This window comes from Mesorhizobium sp. WSM4807 (genome assembly GCF_055811615.1).
The window spans coordinates 284,377-300,294 of record NZ_JBVVQY010000001.1; the positions used below are offsets into that span (position 1 = coordinate 284,377).

Annotated in this window: 15 protein-coding genes; 8 read left to right on the forward strand and 7 right to left on the reverse strand. The window is 62.9% G+C overall.

Going from position 1 to position 15,918, the window contains the following annotated elements; genetic code table 11:
• Nucleotides 1–120: 120 nt before the first annotated feature.
• Complete coding sequence (locus AC0L3N_RS01340) at nt 121–621, reverse strand: MmcB family DNA repair protein (RefSeq protein WP_473545276.1); 501 nt, start codon at nt 619–621, stop codon at nt 121–123.
• Between the two features lie 183 nt (nt 622–804).
• Here AC0L3N_RS01340 and AC0L3N_RS01345 point away from each other — a divergent pair, with 183 nt between their 5' ends.
• Both AC0L3N_RS01345 and AC0L3N_RS01350 read left to right on the forward strand, forming a co-directional pair.
• Nucleotides 805–1,038, forward strand: a complete 234-nt coding sequence (locus tag AC0L3N_RS01345) for a hypothetical protein (protein ID WP_123147373.1) — start codon at nt 805–807, stop codon at nt 1,036–1,038.
• Nucleotides 1,039–1,150: 112 nt separating this feature from the next.
• On the forward strand, nt 1,151–1,939 hold the full coding sequence (locus AC0L3N_RS01350; protein WP_473545010.1) for a sulfite exporter TauE/SafE family protein: 789 nt from the start codon (nt 1,151–1,153) through the stop codon (nt 1,937–1,939).
• 203 nt (nt 1,940–2,142) lie between these two features.
• On the opposite strand, the gene cueR is transcribed toward AC0L3N_RS01350, so the two are convergent.
• On the reverse strand, nt 2,143–2,562 hold the full coding sequence (gene cueR / locus AC0L3N_RS01355) for a Cu(I)-responsive transcriptional regulator (RefSeq protein WP_473545012.1): 420 nt from the start codon (nt 2,560–2,562) through the stop codon (nt 2,143–2,145).
• Nucleotides 2,563–2,787: 225 nt separating this feature from the next.
• Here cueR and AC0L3N_RS01360 point away from each other — a divergent pair, with 225 nt between their 5' ends.
• Complete coding sequence (locus tag AC0L3N_RS01360; protein WP_473545279.1) at nt 2,788–3,405, forward strand: L,D-transpeptidase; 618 nt, start codon at nt 2,788–2,790, stop codon at nt 3,403–3,405.
• A gap of 124 nt (nt 3,406–3,529) precedes the next feature.
• On the opposite strand, the gene AC0L3N_RS01365 is transcribed toward AC0L3N_RS01360, so the two are convergent.
• The 3 genes from AC0L3N_RS01365 to trpS form a co-directional block, all read right to left on the reverse strand.
• Nucleotides 3,530–4,099, reverse strand: coding sequence for a NifU family protein (locus AC0L3N_RS01365; RefSeq protein WP_095493837.1), 570 nt, complete (start codon nt 4,097–4,099; stop codon nt 3,530–3,532).
• Between the two features lie 271 nt (nt 4,100–4,370).
• Entirely contained in the window at nt 4,371–4,862 is a 492-nt protein-coding gene (locus tag AC0L3N_RS01370) for a universal stress protein (RefSeq protein WP_095493836.1), read from the reverse strand.
• Between the two features lie 134 nt (nt 4,863–4,996).
• On the reverse strand, nt 4,997–6,094 hold the full coding sequence (gene trpS / locus AC0L3N_RS01375; protein ID WP_473484144.1) for a tryptophan--tRNA ligase: 1,098 nt from the start codon (nt 6,092–6,094) through the stop codon (nt 4,997–4,999).
• Nucleotides 6,095–6,451: 357 nt separating this feature from the next.
• Here trpS and AC0L3N_RS01380 point away from each other — a divergent pair, with 357 nt between their 5' ends.
• A complete protein-coding gene (locus AC0L3N_RS01380) occupies nt 6,452–6,697 on the forward strand; it encodes a type II toxin-antitoxin system VapB family antitoxin (RefSeq protein ID WP_473545014.1) in 246 nt (81 codons plus the stop codon).
• Complete coding sequence (locus tag AC0L3N_RS01385) at nt 6,697–7,101, forward strand: type II toxin-antitoxin system VapC family toxin (protein ID WP_473545016.1); 405 nt, start codon at nt 6,697–6,699, stop codon at nt 7,099–7,101. The genes AC0L3N_RS01380 and AC0L3N_RS01385 overlap by 1 nt, the downstream gene beginning before the upstream one ends.
• Here AC0L3N_RS01385 and murJ read toward each other — a convergent pair.
• Together murJ and AC0L3N_RS01395 are read right to left on the reverse strand one after the other, a co-directional pair.
• Nucleotides 7,091–8,674, reverse strand: a complete 1,584-nt coding sequence (gene murJ / locus AC0L3N_RS01390; RefSeq protein WP_473545018.1) for a murein biosynthesis integral membrane protein MurJ — start codon at nt 8,672–8,674, stop codon at nt 7,091–7,093. The genes AC0L3N_RS01385 and murJ overlap by 11 nt on opposite strands.
• 46 nt (nt 8,675–8,720) lie before the next feature.
• Complete coding sequence (locus AC0L3N_RS01395; protein WP_473545020.1) at nt 8,721–11,522, reverse strand: [protein-PII] uridylyltransferase; 2,802 nt, start codon at nt 11,520–11,522, stop codon at nt 8,721–8,723.
• A gap of 380 nt (nt 11,523–11,902) precedes the next feature.
• On the opposite strand from AC0L3N_RS01395, the gene AC0L3N_RS01400 reads away from it, so the two are divergent.
• From AC0L3N_RS01400 to AC0L3N_RS01410, 3 genes are all read left to right on the forward strand, one after another.
• Nucleotides 11,903–14,407 carry a heavy metal translocating P-type ATPase gene (locus tag AC0L3N_RS01400; protein ID WP_473545022.1) on the forward strand — a complete coding sequence of 835 codons (2,505 nt, stop codon included), beginning with the start codon at nt 11,903–11,905 and terminating at the stop codon, nt 14,405–14,407.
• A 44-nt stretch (nt 14,408–14,451) separates the two neighbouring features.
• Nucleotides 14,452–14,853, forward strand: a complete 402-nt coding sequence (gene copM / locus AC0L3N_RS01405; RefSeq protein WP_473545024.1) for a CopM family metallochaperone — start codon at nt 14,452–14,454, stop codon at nt 14,851–14,853.
• Between the two features lie 79 nt (nt 14,854–14,932).
• Nucleotides 14,933–15,778: an aldo/keto reductase gene (locus AC0L3N_RS01410; protein WP_473545026.1), complete on the forward strand. Its 846-nt coding sequence runs from the start codon at nt 14,933–14,935 to the stop codon at nt 15,776–15,778.
• The last annotated feature ends 140 nt before the right edge of the window (nt 15,779–15,918 follow it).

Genomic DNA, 15,918 nt, shown 5'->3' on the forward strand with positions numbered 1-15,918 from the left:
GGAAATCATCGGTGCAAGATCAAAAATCATCTCGAGGGGATCGGCAGGCCCGCAGAAAGGCACGGTCCGATGCCAACGCTGGGTGGCGACGTGCGAGGCTTGTCGCCGACCGGCGCACTCCTATTCGCTCTCGCCCTCCAGCGCCGGCACCGCCACACCGGCGAGTTCCGCCGCGAGCAGCCGCGATGCACCCGCTCGCGCGATCCTCAGCATCAGCGCCTTGCGCGTTGCCGCCGCCAAGCGGTGCTCGGGCGCATCGCGCAGGATTTCGGCGCCGTAGCCGTCGGAGAGGATAAAGCCGCATTCCTGCGGAAAGACCTCCGAGGGCACGCCGGGATGCGTGGCGAAGAAGAAGCGGTCGGAGTGCAGCCGGTAATCCGGCCATTTGCGGTCGACTCTGAAATCCTCAATCGAGGATTTGATCTCGATGATCCAGATGTCACCCTGGCGGGTCAGCGCGACGAGGTCGGCACGGCGCCCGGTCGCCAGCGACAGCTCGGGCAGCACACGCGCGCCCATCTCCTTGAGCAGCCGCTGCACGCCGCGCCTGACCAGCATAGCGCGTTCCGACTGGCGGCCGTCGATGAGAGGGTTGAGAGGAATCGGTGAGATGATTGGCATGGCGGCATCATGCCAGACTTTGTTCACGGTTTGCACCGCCTTTTTGATGCACCCAAGGCGCGCATGCGTGTGTGGATTTTTACGTGAAATCTCGGTTGGTTCCCAAACGGACGCCGCACGTTTTCCACACATTAGGAATATGAGATACTGTGCGAATGCGGGTGACTCTAAGGAGTTTGGATGATGAACGCGGACGAGATGCAGGCGATAGCCGACACCCTGATGCGGGTCGTGACGCCTGACATGGCACCCAAGCAATTGATCAAAGCGGCCAGGAAGGAACACCCGAACGCCTCAAAGAAGGACATCGCCCGTGCGGCGTTCTTCTCGATTATCGCCAACGCCGAAGAAGACCACGGCAAGGCAAGGAACCTACAGGCATTCGCCATAGCCGAGCGTGTCGACGGCACCTCTTGATCGGCACTGTAGCCTCATCAAGCATTGACCCTGCCGCCAATAGCGATTTGCATAGACGAACCCCCCTGGAAAACGGCTGGCGTTCGGGGGCTCGCCACGGCATGTCGATTCAATGAATAAACGTCGTGGCCTTGGTGCATTTGCAGTTGGAGCTGGTGTTGGTTCGCTTGGCGGGTTGATCGGCCTTGGCGGTGCAGAGTTTCGTCTGCCGTTCCTGATCGGTCTGTTTCGATTTGCCGCCCTTGAGGCCGTAATCTTGAACAAGGCCGCCAGCTTGGTTGTCGTCGCTACGGCGCTGCCATTCCGGGCCAGCGCGGTGCCGCTAGCCTCGGTAGCCGCACAATGGCCGATCATACTCAATCTCTTGGCTGGCAGCCTTCTAGGCGCTTGGTTTGGGGCAGGATGGGCAACGCACCTCCAGTCCGCAACGCTCCACAAGGTGATTGCCGCGCTGCTGATCCTTGTCGCGATTGTCCTGGTTTTCGGCCATGATCCTGATGCTGCAGGATCGCAATTGGTCACCGGAGCCGCATTGATCGTGGCCGGGATCATCGCAGGGTTTGCCATCGGCGTCGTGGCATCCCTGCTCGGCGTGGCAGGCGGCGAACTGCTCATCCCGACACTTGTCCTTCTGTTCGGTGCCGACATCAAGCCGGCGGGCTCTTTATCGCTGGCGGTAAGCCTGCCGACGATGCTGGTCGGCTTCACGCGCTACAGCCGCGACCAAAGCTTTTCGGTTATCGGCAGGAACAGGGCGTTCTTGCTGGCCATGGCTGCCGGATCGATTGTCGGGACATATATCGGTGGGCAGTTGCTTGGAGTGGTCCCCGAGCAAATCCTGCTCCCGCTGCTGGCGGCAATTCTGGTGATCTCGGCCTGCAAGGTCTGGCGGCACAAATAACAGCACCCGGACCTCGCGCATGGTCTCTTCGCGCTGACGGCATCGGCTCATTTTATCTGCGGCGATCATCCCTTTGAAGGATCAGGCCCTTCCATCCGCGTCAGCCATCTCGATCGCAACCGGCACGCCTTGGCGCAGACCGCGGCAATCGCCTCCCTCGCGAAACGTCAAAGACAGCATCGAATGCCATCGCCGCGCAACCTTCACACCTGTGCGGACACATTATCACGTGGCAAAGCAGCCCCCGCCATATCGTCCAGGATCGGGCAGTCAGGTCTGTCGTCGCCGTGGCAGGCATGGATCAGCTTCTGCAGGGTCGAGCGCATCGACTGCAGCTCGCGCACCTTCTCCTCGATTGCACTCACATGCGCGGCGGCGATCTCGCGCACGTCATGGCTGGCGCGGCTGCGGTCCTGGTAGAGCGCCATCAGCTGGCGGCAGTCGTCGATCGAAAAGCCAAGATTGCGCGCGCGGCGCAGAAAAGTCAGCCGGTGGATGTCGGCGCCCGAATAGTCGCGGTAGCCGTTGCCGGCGCGCTGCGGTCGGATCAGGCCGATCTCCTCATAGTAGCGGATGGTCTTGGCCGGCAGGCCGGAACGGCGGGCGGCATCTCCGACATTCATGACGGTTCCTCGACTTCTGGCGGGCTGGCGGACCGCCCCATTGAATTTCCTACATAATCTTATGAAGGCCGTTGCCGGAAAGCCACAGTTGCGGACTTACCGGCATGTAAGCCCCTGCATATAGGCATCGCGCGCTTGGCAAGCAAAGCAAATGCCAGCATGAATGATGGCGACAAGGCGGCCGTCTCGTGCCGCTATCTCTTGGGTGGGGCATCGGACCTTTTCATGCGCATGAAGTCATTCGCAATCGTCGCCGCACTTGCGCTGTCGACGGCTATTGCTGGTTGCAGCACCATCGGCTCGCGGATATTCACCAACAACTACGGTCCGATGACCGATGCGGGCTATCAACTGCCGCGCATTCCGATCGAAAAGGTGCCGTTCAAGTACCGCCGGCAGGTCGTTAGCTACGACACCGATGAAAAGCCGGGCACCATCGTCGTCGATACGCAGAACAAGTTTCTCTATTACGTCATGGGCGGCGGCGAGGCGATGCGTTACGGCATCGGCGTCGGCCGCGAGGGTTTTGAATGGCGCGGCACCGCCCGTATCGCGGCGAAGCGCGAATGGCCGACCTGGACGCCGCCTTCGGCGATGATCAGGCGCCAGCCGGAGCTCGCCAAGTTTGCCGGCGGCATGGAGCCGGGATTGACGAACCCACTCGGCGCGCGCGCCCTGTATCTGTTCAACAAGGGCGGCGATTCGGGCTACCGCCTGCATGGCAGCCCGGAGTGGAACTCGATCGGCAAGGCGATGTCGTCGGGCTGCATCCGGCTGATGAACCAGGACATCATCGATCTTTACGACCGCACCTCGGTCGGCGCCAAGGTCATCGTCCTGTAAAAACTTTCATATGCGGACCGTCTAGGCAACAACAGACGTCCAGAACAGAAAACCGGGCACTTTGGCCCGGTTTTTTGTTTTGTTATCGCGTGAAGGTGAACTAGCGTATTTTTGAGCGGAGTCTCTAAGAGACTTGCTCGACCTGCTGAACCTCGGGCACAAAATGCCGGAGCAGGTTCTGGATGCCGTGCTTCAGCGTCGCCGTCGATGACGGGCAGCCGGCGCAGGCGCCCTTCATGTGCAGGAACACAGTGCCGTTCTCGAAACCGCGGAAGGTGATGTCGCCGCCGTCCTGGGCGACGGCCGGGCGCACCCGTGTGTCGAGCAGTTCCTTGATGGTGATGACCAGTTCCTCGTCGGCCTTGTCGTAGAATTCGCCGGTCTGACTGGTCTCGGCGGCGGGGCCGGCCTTGGCCATCACCGGCGCGCCGGACATGAAATGTTCCATGATGGCGCCGAGGATCGCCGGCTTCAGATGCTGCCAATCGGGGCCGTCCTTGGTCACGGTGACGAAATCATAGCCGAAGAAGACGCCGGTGACGCCGGGGATCTCGAACAGCCGGCCGGCCAGCGGCGAAGCCGTAGCGGCGCTGTCGGCATCGCGGAAATCGGCGGTGCCTTCGACAAGCACTTCCTTGCCGGGCAGGAACTTCAATGTTGCCGGATTTGGCGTCGATTCGGTCTGGATGAACATGGATGTCTCCGTGCCCATTCGGGCAGATAGTTTGGAATAATTCTAAATAGGCCTTATCGGCAGGACATTCAAGCGAAAGGCTTCGCCGGAACGGCTGGCTGGGAGAATGTTTTTGCGGTCTTCTGCAACATACTTTGAGGTGTGTTGAGATTCAGGTCAGGCCGAGCCGAAAAATGACGGTTTCCGAGAACCGGAGCGGAGCGTACTTTTGGGTACGGAAGCGCAGGAAACCGCCGTTCGCAGGCCGACCTCACCTGAATATCAGCACACTTCACGCCAGGCTGTCGATTTCTTCGTCGGACAGGTTCTGCGGCACCACTGTCACCGGGATCGGGAAGGCGGCGCCCTTGCCGGCAACCGCACCGACCAGCGGCCCCGGCCCCTCCTTGCCGGCGCCGGCCGCCAGCACGAGGATGGCGATATCCTGGTCTTCCTCGATCAATTTGTGAATCTCTTCGGTCGGCTTGCCTTCGCGCACCACCAGTTCCGGCTCGATGCCGAGTTTCTGGCGCACCTTGTTGGCGTACGCATCAAGCGCCGCCCGCGCGGTGGCGGTGGCCTCCTCGCGCATGATCTTCTCGACACCCAGCCAATGCTGGAAATCGTCGGGCTCGATCACATAGAGCAGCACCAGCACGCCGTTGGTGCTCTGCGCGCGTTTCGAGGCGTAGACGACGGCCCGCTCGCATTCGGGCGTGTCGTCGATGATCGCCAGGAACTTGCGGCGATGGCCGGCTTCGCGGCTGAGGCGTTTGGAGACCATATTCACCCTGTTCGATGGTTTCGGTCGCAATCTGCCACCGCCACAGCCCGGCCGCAAGCGACCGGCGGATGTAGCGATGTCGGGTGCGTTGGAACGTCCTTGCGCGTCCAAATGGACGCGCGGCGCTTTAAGGTTCAGCTTTGCAGCAGGCCGATGATGTCGCGCACGGTCTTCATCGTCGCCTCGGCCAAGGCGCCGGCCCGCTCGCCGCCATCCCTGAGCACCGCGTCGACATAGGCGCGGTCATCGGAAATGCGGCGCATTTCGCCGGCAACGGGCGCCAGCTTTTCCACGGCGAGGTCGGCCAACGCCGGCTTGAACACCGAAAATTGCTGGCCGCCGAACTCTTTCAGCACCGCCTCCTTCGATATCTCGGCGAGACCTGCATAGATGCCGACGAGGTTTTCGGCTTCGGGCCGGCTGGCCAGGCCGTCCAATTCCCCGGGCAACGCCTCGGGGTCGGTCTTGGCCTTGCGGATCTTCTTGGAGATGGTGTCGGCATCGTCGGTCAGATTGATGCGCGACAGGTCCGACGGATCCGACTTCGACATCTTCTTCGAGCCGTCGCGCAGCGACATGATGCGCGCCGCCGGTCCGCCGATGATCGGTTCGGTCAGCGGGAAATAGCCGTTCACCGTCTCCTCGCCGACCTTCATCTCGACGCCGACGCCAAGGCCGGCGATGCGGTCCGAGAAGTCGTTGTTGAATTTTTGCGCGATGTCGCGTGTCAGCTCCAGATGCTGCTTCTGGTCGTCGCCGACCGGCACATGGGTGGCGCGGTAGACGAGGATGTCGGCCGCCATCAGGCTCGGATAAGCGAGCAGCCCAAGTGAGGCGTTCTCGCGATCCTTGCCGGCCTTGTCCTTGAACTGCGTCATCCGGTTCATCCAGCCGATGCGGGCCACGCAGTTGAAGATCCAGGCGAGCTCGGCGTGCTGCATGACCCGCGACTGGTTGAAGACGATGTGCTTGTTCGGGTCGATGCCGGAGGCGAGGAACGCCGCGGTGATCGAGCGCGTCTGGTCCCTGAGATCGTCATGGACGAGCTGCGCGGTCAGCGAATGCAGGTCGACGACGCAATAGATGCAATCGGAGGTGTCCTGCAGGGCGACGAATTTCTTGATGGCGCCGAGATAGTTGCCGAGATGCAGATTGCCGGTCGGCTGGACGCCGGAAAAGACGAGCGGTTTGAAGGCAGGCTGATTGAAGACGGGCTGATTGGAGTCAGTCATGGGATTTCCCTGGCTTGTGGAGGGCCGTTTCGCGCGCGGCGAAAGTCTTTCGACGGCGCGCTTATGGACGAGAGCGGGGAGCGGATCAAGAGGCCGTTGGATGAGCGGCGCAGCGCCTGGCCTCGGCTGAGCAAGACGCCGCAAGAGGGAGGATAGCGCCGACTAGAAACAAAAGCCCCGCCTTACGGCGGGTCGTCGGCGCAAATCAGCACCGTGGCGAGATTGATAGCATAACTGCCGGCACAAAGCAAGAACAAAATTGACTTAGCGCCGAGGCAATGGCTTCCGTTTCGCCCGGCGTTGACGAGGCAATGTAGATAGCTACATAATGTCAGCTACACCAATGAGGCAAGACCGATGACGATCAATATCAACAACAAGGAGGCGGACAATCTGACGCGTGCTTTCGCCAAGCTCGAGGGCGTCGGCATCACCGAGGCGATTGTGATCGCCATGCGTGAAGCTTTGGAGCGCCGGCGCAACCGCGAGACGCCTCTCCAAACCGCCGCCCGCCTTCGCGCGGAAATCGGAATCAAGCTGAACGACAAGGCGCGCAGGCCACTCCCTCGCTCGGTCTTCGATGAAATGTCCGGGGAGAACTGATGTTCATCGATGCGGCCGCGATAATCGCCATCCTGAGCGATGAGAACGAAGCTGAACGCTGCTCCGACGCCGTGGTTGCAGCTGCAGAACGGTTCACGTCCGCGATAGCCGTATGGGAAGCGGCGGTGGCTCTTGCGCGCCCAGACAAGTTCGCGATTTCCGTCGACGACAGCAGGGGTCTGGTCATCGCATTCCTGGAGCAACGAGATATCGCGGTTCGTGACCTGCCCGATCCGTCAGCCGCAGTCTCGCTGTCGTTGGATGCAGCCATGCGATTTCGATCCGGGCCAAATCGCCTCAACCTCGCGGATTGCTTTCACTACGCTTGCGCGCGCCACTACGCCGTTCCGATGCTTTCGACGGCGGACGAGTTCCGGTTTACGGATCTGGAGACTATTCCCTAGTCGAAGGGGAGCCCCTCCGCCTGATATTGCGCCGGATCATGCCGAAATCGGCGCCGCCGATGGCGAAGGCGGTGACGAAATAAAGCAACGCCCCGCCGGCTACCAGCGCGAGAAGCGTCGTAGCCTTGATGACCAGCGGTGAGGCCGAGGCCAGTTGGACGGCAAACCAGTGCTCGGCAGTATAGAGCGCCGCCCCCATCACCGCCGCCGACAGCACCAGCCGTGGGATGCGTCTCATGAGCGGTACGTCGCGGCCCCAATGGCCGCGCCGGATCAGCACGCCGAGCAGCATCAGCGCATTGACCCAGCCGGCGATGGCCGAGGCGACGGCGATGCCCGGCGCGCCCATCGACGGAAACAGCGTCAGCGCGGTGGTGATGTTCACGGCCACCGAGATGGCGGCGAAGATCATCGGCGTGCGCGTGTCCTCGCGGGCGAAATAGCCGGGGGTGAACGCCTTGATCAGCACGAAGGCCGGCAAGCCCAAGCCGAAGATCGCCAGGATCGCCGCCACGATCGGCGTCGAGTTGTTGGCGGCAAACGCACCGCGTTCGTAGACCAGCCCCACGATCGGCTCCGACATGACCAGCAGTGCCGCCGCCGCTGGCAAGGTAAGGAACAAGGTGAACTCCACCGACCGGTTCTGCAGATTGGCCGCCTCGATCAGATTGCCTGACTTCAGCGCCCGCGACAGTTCGGGCAGAAGCACGATGGCGACGGCGACGCCGACGACGCCGAGCGGCAGCTGGTAGATGCGATCGGCATAGGCGAGCGACGACACTGCACTGTCCTGCGCCGAGGCAATCGCGGTGCCAATCAGCTGGTTGATCTGGGTGATGCCGCCGGTGATTGCCGCTGGCAGCGCCAGGATCAGCAGCCGCTTGACATTGGGCGTCATCTTTGGCCGGCGGAAACCGATCGAGATGCCGGCATGGCGCACCGCCACCCAGACGATCGCCAGTTGCACCAGCCCCGCCGCCAGCACGCCCCAAGCCAGTGCGAAGCCGACGGTGCGCGCGTCCGATCCCTTGTGCCAGGCATAGGCGAGCACGCCGATCAGGATGATGTTGAGAAACACCGGCGCCACCGCGGCGGCGAAATAGCGGCGCAGCGAATTCAGCATGCCGGCCATCATGGCGCCGAGCGACATGCAGATCAGGTAGGGAAACATGATGGTCGCAAGCCGGACCGTCATTTCGAACTTTCCCGGCGTGTCGGCAAAGCCCGGCGCCACCAGGTAGCGCACGATCAGCGGCATCGCCAGTTCCATGGCGATGGTCAGTGCCAGCAGCGCCGTGAACAGCACGCCGAACACCTCTTCCGAAAAGCGCTTGGCGCCATCGGTGCCGTGGGTCTCGATCTCCTTGGCGAAGAGCGGCACGAAGGCGGCGTTGAAGGCGCCTTCGGCAAACAGCCGGCGAAAAGTGTTGGGGAACTGGAAGGCGGCGTTGAAGGCGTCGGCGATCGGCCCAGTGCCGAGTGCGGCCGCCATCAGCATCTCACGGCCGAAGCCGAGGGCACGGCTCATCAGCGTGCCGGAAGCGACCGTCGCGAACTTTTTGACAAGGCTCATGTGTCTGGAGACTGCCTGCAGGATTGGGACAAATAAATGGTGGTTTTCACTCGGCCGCGGCCCTGGCCTTGCCGCCGCGTTCGGGCACGGCGCCTTCGAGGACCGAAATCAGCCTGTTTTGGATGGCGGCCATGCGTGTCGGGCTGTCGATCTTCTGGCCGGTGAGATCGGTGACGTAGAAGGTATCGATGACCTTTTCGCCGAAAGTGGTGATGTGTGCCGACGCGATGTCGAGCGACAGGTCGGACAACGCCCCGGTGATCTCGGACAGCAGGCCCGGCCGGTCCAGCCCCTCGACCTCGATCACCGAGAACCGGTTCGACAGCGTATTGCGGATTTCGGCGCGTGGCTGGATGCGGAAGACCTTGGCGCCGCGCCGCGGCTTGGTCCGCTTTTCGATCATCTCCGGCAGCCAGCTCTTGCCCGACAGCACGTCCTCGATCAGGCGGCCGACGCGCTCGGCGCGGCGGCGCTCGTCCTCGTCGCGGTCGAATTCCCTTGAGATCAGGATGGTGTCCAGCGCGCGGCCGTCGGAGGTGGTGAAGATCTGCGCGTCGACGATGTTGCCGCCGGCCGCCACACAGGCGCCGGCAATGACCGATAGCAGGCGCGGATGGTCCTGCGCCAGCACGGTGATCTCGGTCACCGCCTCGAACTGATGGGTCTTGATCATGGTGGCGAGCTTCTTGCCCGCCGCATCCGCCTCGCGGATGAATTCGGCGTGGCGAAGCTGGTCGGCGAGATCGACCGCCAGCAGATAATTCTCGTAGTGCTTGGCGACATAGCGCTTGCGCGCCTTTTCCGGCCAATCGGCGAGCGCCTCGGCCAGCTTTTCGCGGGCAGCCGCGGTGCGCATCGCACGCGACACCTCCGAAAACCCGCCGGTCAACAGCAATTCGGTCTCGTAGTAGAGCGTGCGCAGCAACTGCCCTTTCCAGCCGTTCCAGACGCCGGGCCCGACGCCTCTGATATCGCAGACGGTAAGGATGAGCAGCAGCTTCAGCCGTTCGACCGACTGCACGGTCGCGGCAAAATCCTCGATCGTCTTGCGGTCGTTGAGATCGCGCGTTTGCGCCGTCATCGACATGATCAGATGGTTCTCGACCAGCCAGGCGACTGTTTCGGTATCGGCCGCCGACAGCCCCATATGCGGGCAGGTGCGCCGCGCGATCCGGGCGCCCGCTTCGGAATGGTCCTCGGGCCGGCCCTTGGCGATATCGTGCAGCAGCACCGCGACATAGAGCGCCTCGCGGCTTTTCTTCAGCCCCGGCATCAGCGAGTGTGCAAGCGGGTGGATCTTTTCACCGTCGCCGCGCTCGATCTCGGCCAGCACGCCGATGCAGCGGATCAGGTGCTCGTCCACCGTATAGTGGTGGTACATCGAGAACTGCATCATGGCGACGATCTTGCCGAAATCCGGGATCAGCTTTGCCAGCAGTCCCGCCTCGTTCATACGCCTGAGATTGAGTTCGGCATTGCGGTCCGACGTCAATATGTCGAGGAACAGCCGGTTGGCTTCCTCGTCGCGCCGCAGCGCCTTACCGACAAGGCCGAGTGAACGGGTCAGCAGCTTCAGCGCATCGGGGTGAAATTCCAACCCGTGCTTGTCGGCAAACCAGAACAGCCTCAAGAGATTGACCGGATCGCGCTCGAACACCAGGTCGTCGGCGATGTTGATGCGATGGTTGTCGATAATGAAATCGGACGTGCCGGCAAGCTTGCGCTTGCGGCGCGAGAAGGTGAGGAAGATACGGTTGAAGCCCGGCACATGCTTGGCCTGCTCTTCCTCGAGCGCAGCGCAGAAGATGCGGGTCAGATCCCCGACATCCTTGGCGACGAGGAAGTAATGCTTCATGAAGCGTTCGACCGCCGACAGGCCCGGATGTGTGGTGTAGCCCAGCCGCTCGGCGATCTCGCGCTGGATGTCGAAATGCAGCCGTTCCTCGGCCTTGCCGGTGAGAAAATGCATGTGGCAGCGCACCGCCCACAGGAAGTCCTCGGCCTTCTGGAACTCCCGGTATTCGGTGCCGGTGAAGACGCCCTTGTCGACCAGCTCCTCGCCGGTGCGCACCCGGTAGAAATACTTGCCGATCCAGAACAAGGTCTGCAGGTCGCGCAAGCCGCCCTTGCCGTCCTTGACGTTGGGTTCGACCAGATAGCGGCTTTCACCAGCCTTGGCATGGCGCTCGTCGCGTTCGGAAAGCTTGGCCTGCACATATTCGGGCCCGGTCGTGCGCACTACCTCGCGGTCAAAACGCTGCAGGAGCTCGTCGTAGAGTTTCTGCTCGCCCCACAGGAAACGCGCCTCCAGGATCGAGGTGCGGATGGTGATGTCGGTGCGCGACAGCCGCAGGCATTCGTCGATGTTGCGGGTGGCGTGGCCGACCTTCAGCCCCAGATCCCACAGTATGTAGAGCATGTATTCGACGATCTGCTCGCCCCATGGCGTCTGCTTGTAGGGCAGCAGGAAGAGGAGATCGATGTCGGATCCCGGCGCCAGCGTGCCGCGGCCATAGCCGCCGACCGCGACGACGGCCATGCGTTCGGCCGAAGACGGGTTTTTGACGCGATAGACATGGGTGGCGGCGAAATCGTAGAGCGCGCGGATGATCTCGTCCATGAGATGCGACAGCCGGGCGGCGCAGGCGGTGCCGCTGCCGTCGTCCATCAGCATGCGTTCGGCGATGCTGCGGCCGGCGGCCAGCCTGCCCTTGAGAAGCTGGAGAACACCGGCGCGCGCAGCCTTGCCGGAGCCGTCGCCTGCCGTGGCCGCGGTCAGCGCGGTCATCTCGCAGCGCAAGGCTTCGCTGTCGATCAGTTCATCGAGCTTTAGAGAGATTCTTGCCATAAGTGCCGTTCGGCCTCGCCGTTTCGGCGGCGTCTATAGCGCGTTTTCCCGGCGCTGGGTATGGGACGGACGGACACGCTCTCCACGGTAGTCCAACGCGATAATCGCCTCCTGCCGCCGCCGGCAGATGGTCGCTTCGTCCAGGAACTGGCCCTGGACGCACAGCGCTGGAACAAGCTGATAGATGGTCTTGCTGGACGATGTTGCCAAGCCCAAAAGTGGCGGCGTCCATAGCGTGGATGCGGTTTGGCTGCGGGATTTTTCCGCCCAGGCCCGTCCGGCACGCACTAGGGCAACGAAACGTCGAAATTGGCCCTTGACCTTCCAGTCACTGGAAGCACTACCTCCGTTTCGAGATCGAGACAGAGAGGCCTTTCCGCATGACCCATTCCGACCACGACCATTACGCCCATAGCGGCTGCTGCGCGGCGAAAGCTGCTCCGTCCGTGGCCGACGCCGTCATTCGCGATCCGGTCTGCGGCATGACCGTCGATCCGGCCGTCGGCAAGCCGACAGCCGAGCATGGCGGCCATCTCTTTCACTTCTGCAGCGAGCGCTGCCGTTCGAAATTCACCGCCGAGCCGGGAAAGTACCTTACCGCCACCGACCCGGTCTGCGGCATGCGTGTCGACCGTGCCACAGCGAAGCACTTTGCCCGGCATGACGGCCAGGGCTTCTATTTCTGCTCGGCCGGCTGCAAGCTGAAATTCGAGGCGGAGCCGGCAAAGTATCTTGGCGACAGGCCAGAGCCGCAGCCGATGCCGAAAGGCACGCAATACACCTGCCCGATGCATCCCGAAATCGTCCGCGACAAGCCAGGCGCCTGCCCGATCTGCGGCATGGCGCTGGAACCGATGGGCGTGCCGACCGGCGATGAGGGGCCGAACCCGGAACTGGTCGATTTTACCAGGCGCTTCTGGGTGAGTGCCGCGTTGTCTGTGCCATTGCTGATCTTCGCCATGGCGCCGATGCTCGGCGTGACGTTTAGCGCCTTCATCGACGATTCGACCAAGATCTGGGTGGAATTGGCGCTGGCCAGCCCGGTTGTATTGTGGGCCGCTTATCCCTTCTTCCATCGCGGTTGGGAATCGGTTCTCAACCGCAGCCCCAACATGTGGACGCTGATCTCGCTCGGCGTTGGCGCCGCCTATCTCTACAGCGTCGTCGCCACGCTGTTCCCGGATATATTTCCGCACCAGTTTCGCGGTCATGAGGGCACGGTGCCGGTCTATTTCGAGGCGGCCGCCGTCATCGTGGCGCTGGTTTTCCTCGGCCAGGTGCTGGAATTGCGCGCCCGTGAAAAAACCGGCTCGGCGATCCGCGCGCTGCTCGACCTCGCGCCGAAGACCGCGCGGCTGATCGGCGAGGACGGTTCCGAAAACGACGTGCCGCTCGACACGGTCAAGGCCGGCGACCGCCTGCGCATCCGCCCTGGCGACGCCGTGCCGGTCGACGGCATCGTGCTGGAAGGCCGCTCTTCCATCGACGAATCGATGCTGTCAGGCGAGCCTCTGCCGGTCGAAAAGACTGAAGGCGACCCGCTCACTGGCGGCACGCTCAACAAGAACGGTTCGCTGATCATGCGCGCCGAGAGGATCGGCGCCGAAACTACGCTGGCGCGGATCGTCGAGCTCGTCGCCAAGGCGCAGCGTTCGCGCGCGCCGATCCAGGGCCTGGCCGACCGCGTCTCCTTCTATTTCGTCCCGGCCGTCGTGGTGGTTGCGATCGTTGCGTTCATCGCCTGGGCGATCTTCGGGCCGCAACCCAGCCTGATCTTTGCCATCGTCTCGGCGGTCTCGGTGCTGATCATCGCCTGTCCCTGCGCGCTGGGCCTTGCCACGCCGATGTCGATCATGACCGCCACAGGGCGCGGCGCGCATGCCGGCGTGCTGATCAAGGACGCCGAGGCGCTCGAACGCTTTGCCTCGGTCGACACGCTGATCGTCGACAAGACCGGCACCTTGACCGAAGGCCGGCCGAGATTGACCGACGTCGCCGCCGCCGAGGGTATGACGGAAGATGATCTGCTGGCACTTGCCGCCGGCCTCGAAAAAGGCTCGGAGCATCCGCTGGCCGAGACGATCGTCGAAGGTGCCAGTGAGCGCGGGGTAAAAATTCCCGACGCCGATGGTTTCGAGGCGGTCACTGGCAAGGGCGTTTCCGGAACGGTGTCGGGAAAGAAGGTCGCGCTCGGCAACGCCGCGATGATGGCCGATCTCGGCATCGATATCGCATCCATCTCGACCAGCGCCGAAGCGCTGCAGGCCGACGGCAAGACCGCGATGTTCGTCGCCGTCGGCAACAAACTGGCCGGCATTGTCGCCGTCGCCGATCCGATCAAGGCGACGACATCAGAGGCGATCAAGGCGCTGCACGAACGCGGCCTGAAGATCATCATGGCGACCGGCGACAACGAACGCACGGCGAAGGCCATCGCAAGCAGACTCGGCATCGACGAGGTGCGTGCCGGCCTGCTGCCGGAACAGAAGAGCGCCCTGGTCGAGGAGTTGCGCGCCAGGGGCGCCGGCGTCGCCATGGCCGGCGACGGCGTCAACGACGCGCCGGCGCTGGCCGCCGCCGATGTCGGCATCGCCATGGGCACCGGCGCCGATGTAGCGGTCGAAAGCGCCGGGATCACGCTGGTCAAGGGCGATCTCAACGGCATCGTCCGGGCCCGCACGCTCGCCCAGGCGACGATCCGCAACATCCGCCAGAACCTGTTCTTCGCCTTCCTCTACAACGTGCTTGGCGTGCCGGTCGCCGCCGGCGTGCTCTATCCCATCACCGGTACGCTTTTGTCGCCGATGCTGGCGGCGGCGGCGATGAGCCTGTCCTCGGTCTCGGTCATCACCAATGCGTTGCGGCTCAGAACGTTGAAACTCTGAGCCAAGCCCCCAGATAGAAATTCGTTCAAAAAAGGAGACAATGAATGACCTTGGCCAAGAAGATCGTGCTGCTGCTGATGGCGGCGGGAATGCTGCTTGCCGTTTTCCTCGAAAGCATTCCGTCGCAAGCCCAGGAGACGAAACACGACATGGGGGCGCACGACAAGGGCGCGATGGGCGCGCAAAGCCCTTCGACCGACGGCTACAAGGCGGCGATGGACAAGATGCACACCGCCATGATGGCGATTGAATATTCCGGCAATGCCGATGTCGATTTCGCCCGCGGCATGATCCCGCATCACCAGGCCGCCATCGACATGGCCGAGATCGAGCTTGCCAATGGCAAGCATCCGGAAATGCGAAAAATGGCCGAGGCGGTGATCGCGGCGCAGGAAGCCGAGATCAAGCAGATGCAGGCCTGGCTCGCCGCCCATCCGGTGAAGTAGCATCAGGCAGCTCGCGGGAAATCTGGGGTGGATTTCTCCCGAAGGGTGTGGTGCCATCCAGTCTCGACTGGAGCGCATCATGCCGTCAACGATAAGAACCACCACATTGCCCTCGGGCGAAGCCGTTCCCGTGCTCGGTCAAGGCACGTGGAAAATGGGTGAGGACGCCCGCCGCCGCGCCGATGAGATCAACGCGCTGAAGCTCGGGCTCGATCTCGGCATGGCGCTGATCGACACCGCCGAAATGTATGCCAGCGGCGGGGCCGAGGAGGTGGTGGCGGATGCCATTGCCGGGCGCCGCGACGAGGTGTTCCTGGTCTCCAAGGTGCTGCCGTCCAACGCCTCGCGCGCCGGCGTGCCGGCGGCCTGCGACGGAAGCCTCAGGCATCTGCGCACCGACCGGATCGATCTCTATCTGCTGCACTGGCCCGGCAGCGTGCCGCTGGCGGAAACGGTCGAGGCCTTCGAGGCGTTGAAAAAGGCCGGCAAGATCCGCCACTGGGGCGTCAGCAATTTCGACACCCATGAGATGCAGGAACTGGTCAGCCTGCCGGCCGGCGACAGCGTGCAGACCAACCAGATCCTCTACAATCTGTCCCAGCGCGACCCCGAATTCGACCTTGCAATATGGGGCCGGCAGCGCGGCATTCCGCTGATGGCCTATTCGCCGGTCGATCAGGGCGTATTGGCGCGCAATACCAGGCTCGAGGCTATCGCCGCCCGCCACAATGCGACGGCGGCTCAGCTGGCGCTGGCCTGGGTGATGGCGCAGCTAGGCGTCATCGCCATTCCAAAGGCCGGCAGACAAGAGCATGTCCGCCAGAATGCCGCCGCGCTCGACATCGAGCTCACCCCGGAAGATTTCGCCGACATCGACCGCGCTTTCCCGCCGCCAACCCGCAAGCGCGGGCTGCAGATGATTTGAGGATAGTAGCGGGGAAATAAAACTAAGGCCGCGTTCCTTCGCGCCCCCCTCTGTTCTGCCGGACATCTCCCCCACAAGGGGGGAGATCGGCTATCCCCATCGTCTTCGCCAATCTCCAACACTGGAGAAAAGATGCTGTC

Bases quoted from the DNA above. Each gene is read 5' to 3' on its own strand.
- AC0L3N_RS01340 (WP_473545276.1), bottom strand. From the start codon at position 621: ATGCCAATCATCTCACCGATTCCTCTCAACCCTCTCATCGACGGCCGC.
- AC0L3N_RS01345 (WP_123147373.1), top strand. From the start codon at position 805: ATGAACGCGGACGAGATGCAGGCGATAGCCGACACCCTGATGCGGGTC.
- AC0L3N_RS01350 (WP_473545010.1), top strand. From the start codon at position 1,151: ATGAATAAACGTCGTGGCCTTGGTGCATTTGCAGTTGGAGCTGGTGTT.
- cueR (WP_473545012.1), bottom strand. From the start codon at position 2,562: ATGAATGTCGGAGATGCCGCCCGCCGTTCCGGCCTGCCGGCCAAGACC.
- AC0L3N_RS01360 (WP_473545279.1), top strand. From the start codon at position 2,788: ATGCGCATGAAGTCATTCGCAATCGTCGCCGCACTTGCGCTGTCGACG.
- AC0L3N_RS01365 (WP_095493837.1), bottom strand. From the start codon at position 4,099: ATGTTCATCCAGACCGAATCGACGCCAAATCCGGCAACATTGAAGTTC.
- AC0L3N_RS01370 (WP_095493836.1), bottom strand. From the start codon at position 4,862: ATGGTCTCCAAACGCCTCAGCCGCGAAGCCGGCCATCGCCGCAAGTTC.
- trpS (WP_473484144.1), bottom strand. From the start codon at position 6,094: ATGACTGACTCCAATCAGCCCGTCTTCAATCAGCCTGCCTTCAAACCG.
- AC0L3N_RS01380 (WP_473545014.1), top strand. From the start codon at position 6,452: ATGACGATCAATATCAACAACAAGGAGGCGGACAATCTGACGCGTGCT.
- AC0L3N_RS01385 (WP_473545016.1), top strand. From the start codon at position 6,697: ATGTTCATCGATGCGGCCGCGATAATCGCCATCCTGAGCGATGAGAAC.
- murJ (WP_473545018.1), bottom strand. From the start codon at position 8,674: ATGAGCCTTGTCAAAAAGTTCGCGACGGTCGCTTCCGGCACGCTGATG.
- AC0L3N_RS01395 (WP_473545020.1), bottom strand. From the start codon at position 11,522: ATGGCAAGAATCTCTCTAAAGCTCGATGAACTGATCGACAGCGAAGCC.
- AC0L3N_RS01400 (WP_473545022.1), top strand. From the start codon at position 11,903: ATGACCCATTCCGACCACGACCATTACGCCCATAGCGGCTGCTGCGCG.
- copM (WP_473545024.1), top strand. From the start codon at position 14,452: ATGACCTTGGCCAAGAAGATCGTGCTGCTGCTGATGGCGGCGGGAATG.
- AC0L3N_RS01410 (WP_473545026.1), top strand. From the start codon at position 14,933: ATGCCGTCAACGATAAGAACCACCACATTGCCCTCGGGCGAAGCCGTT.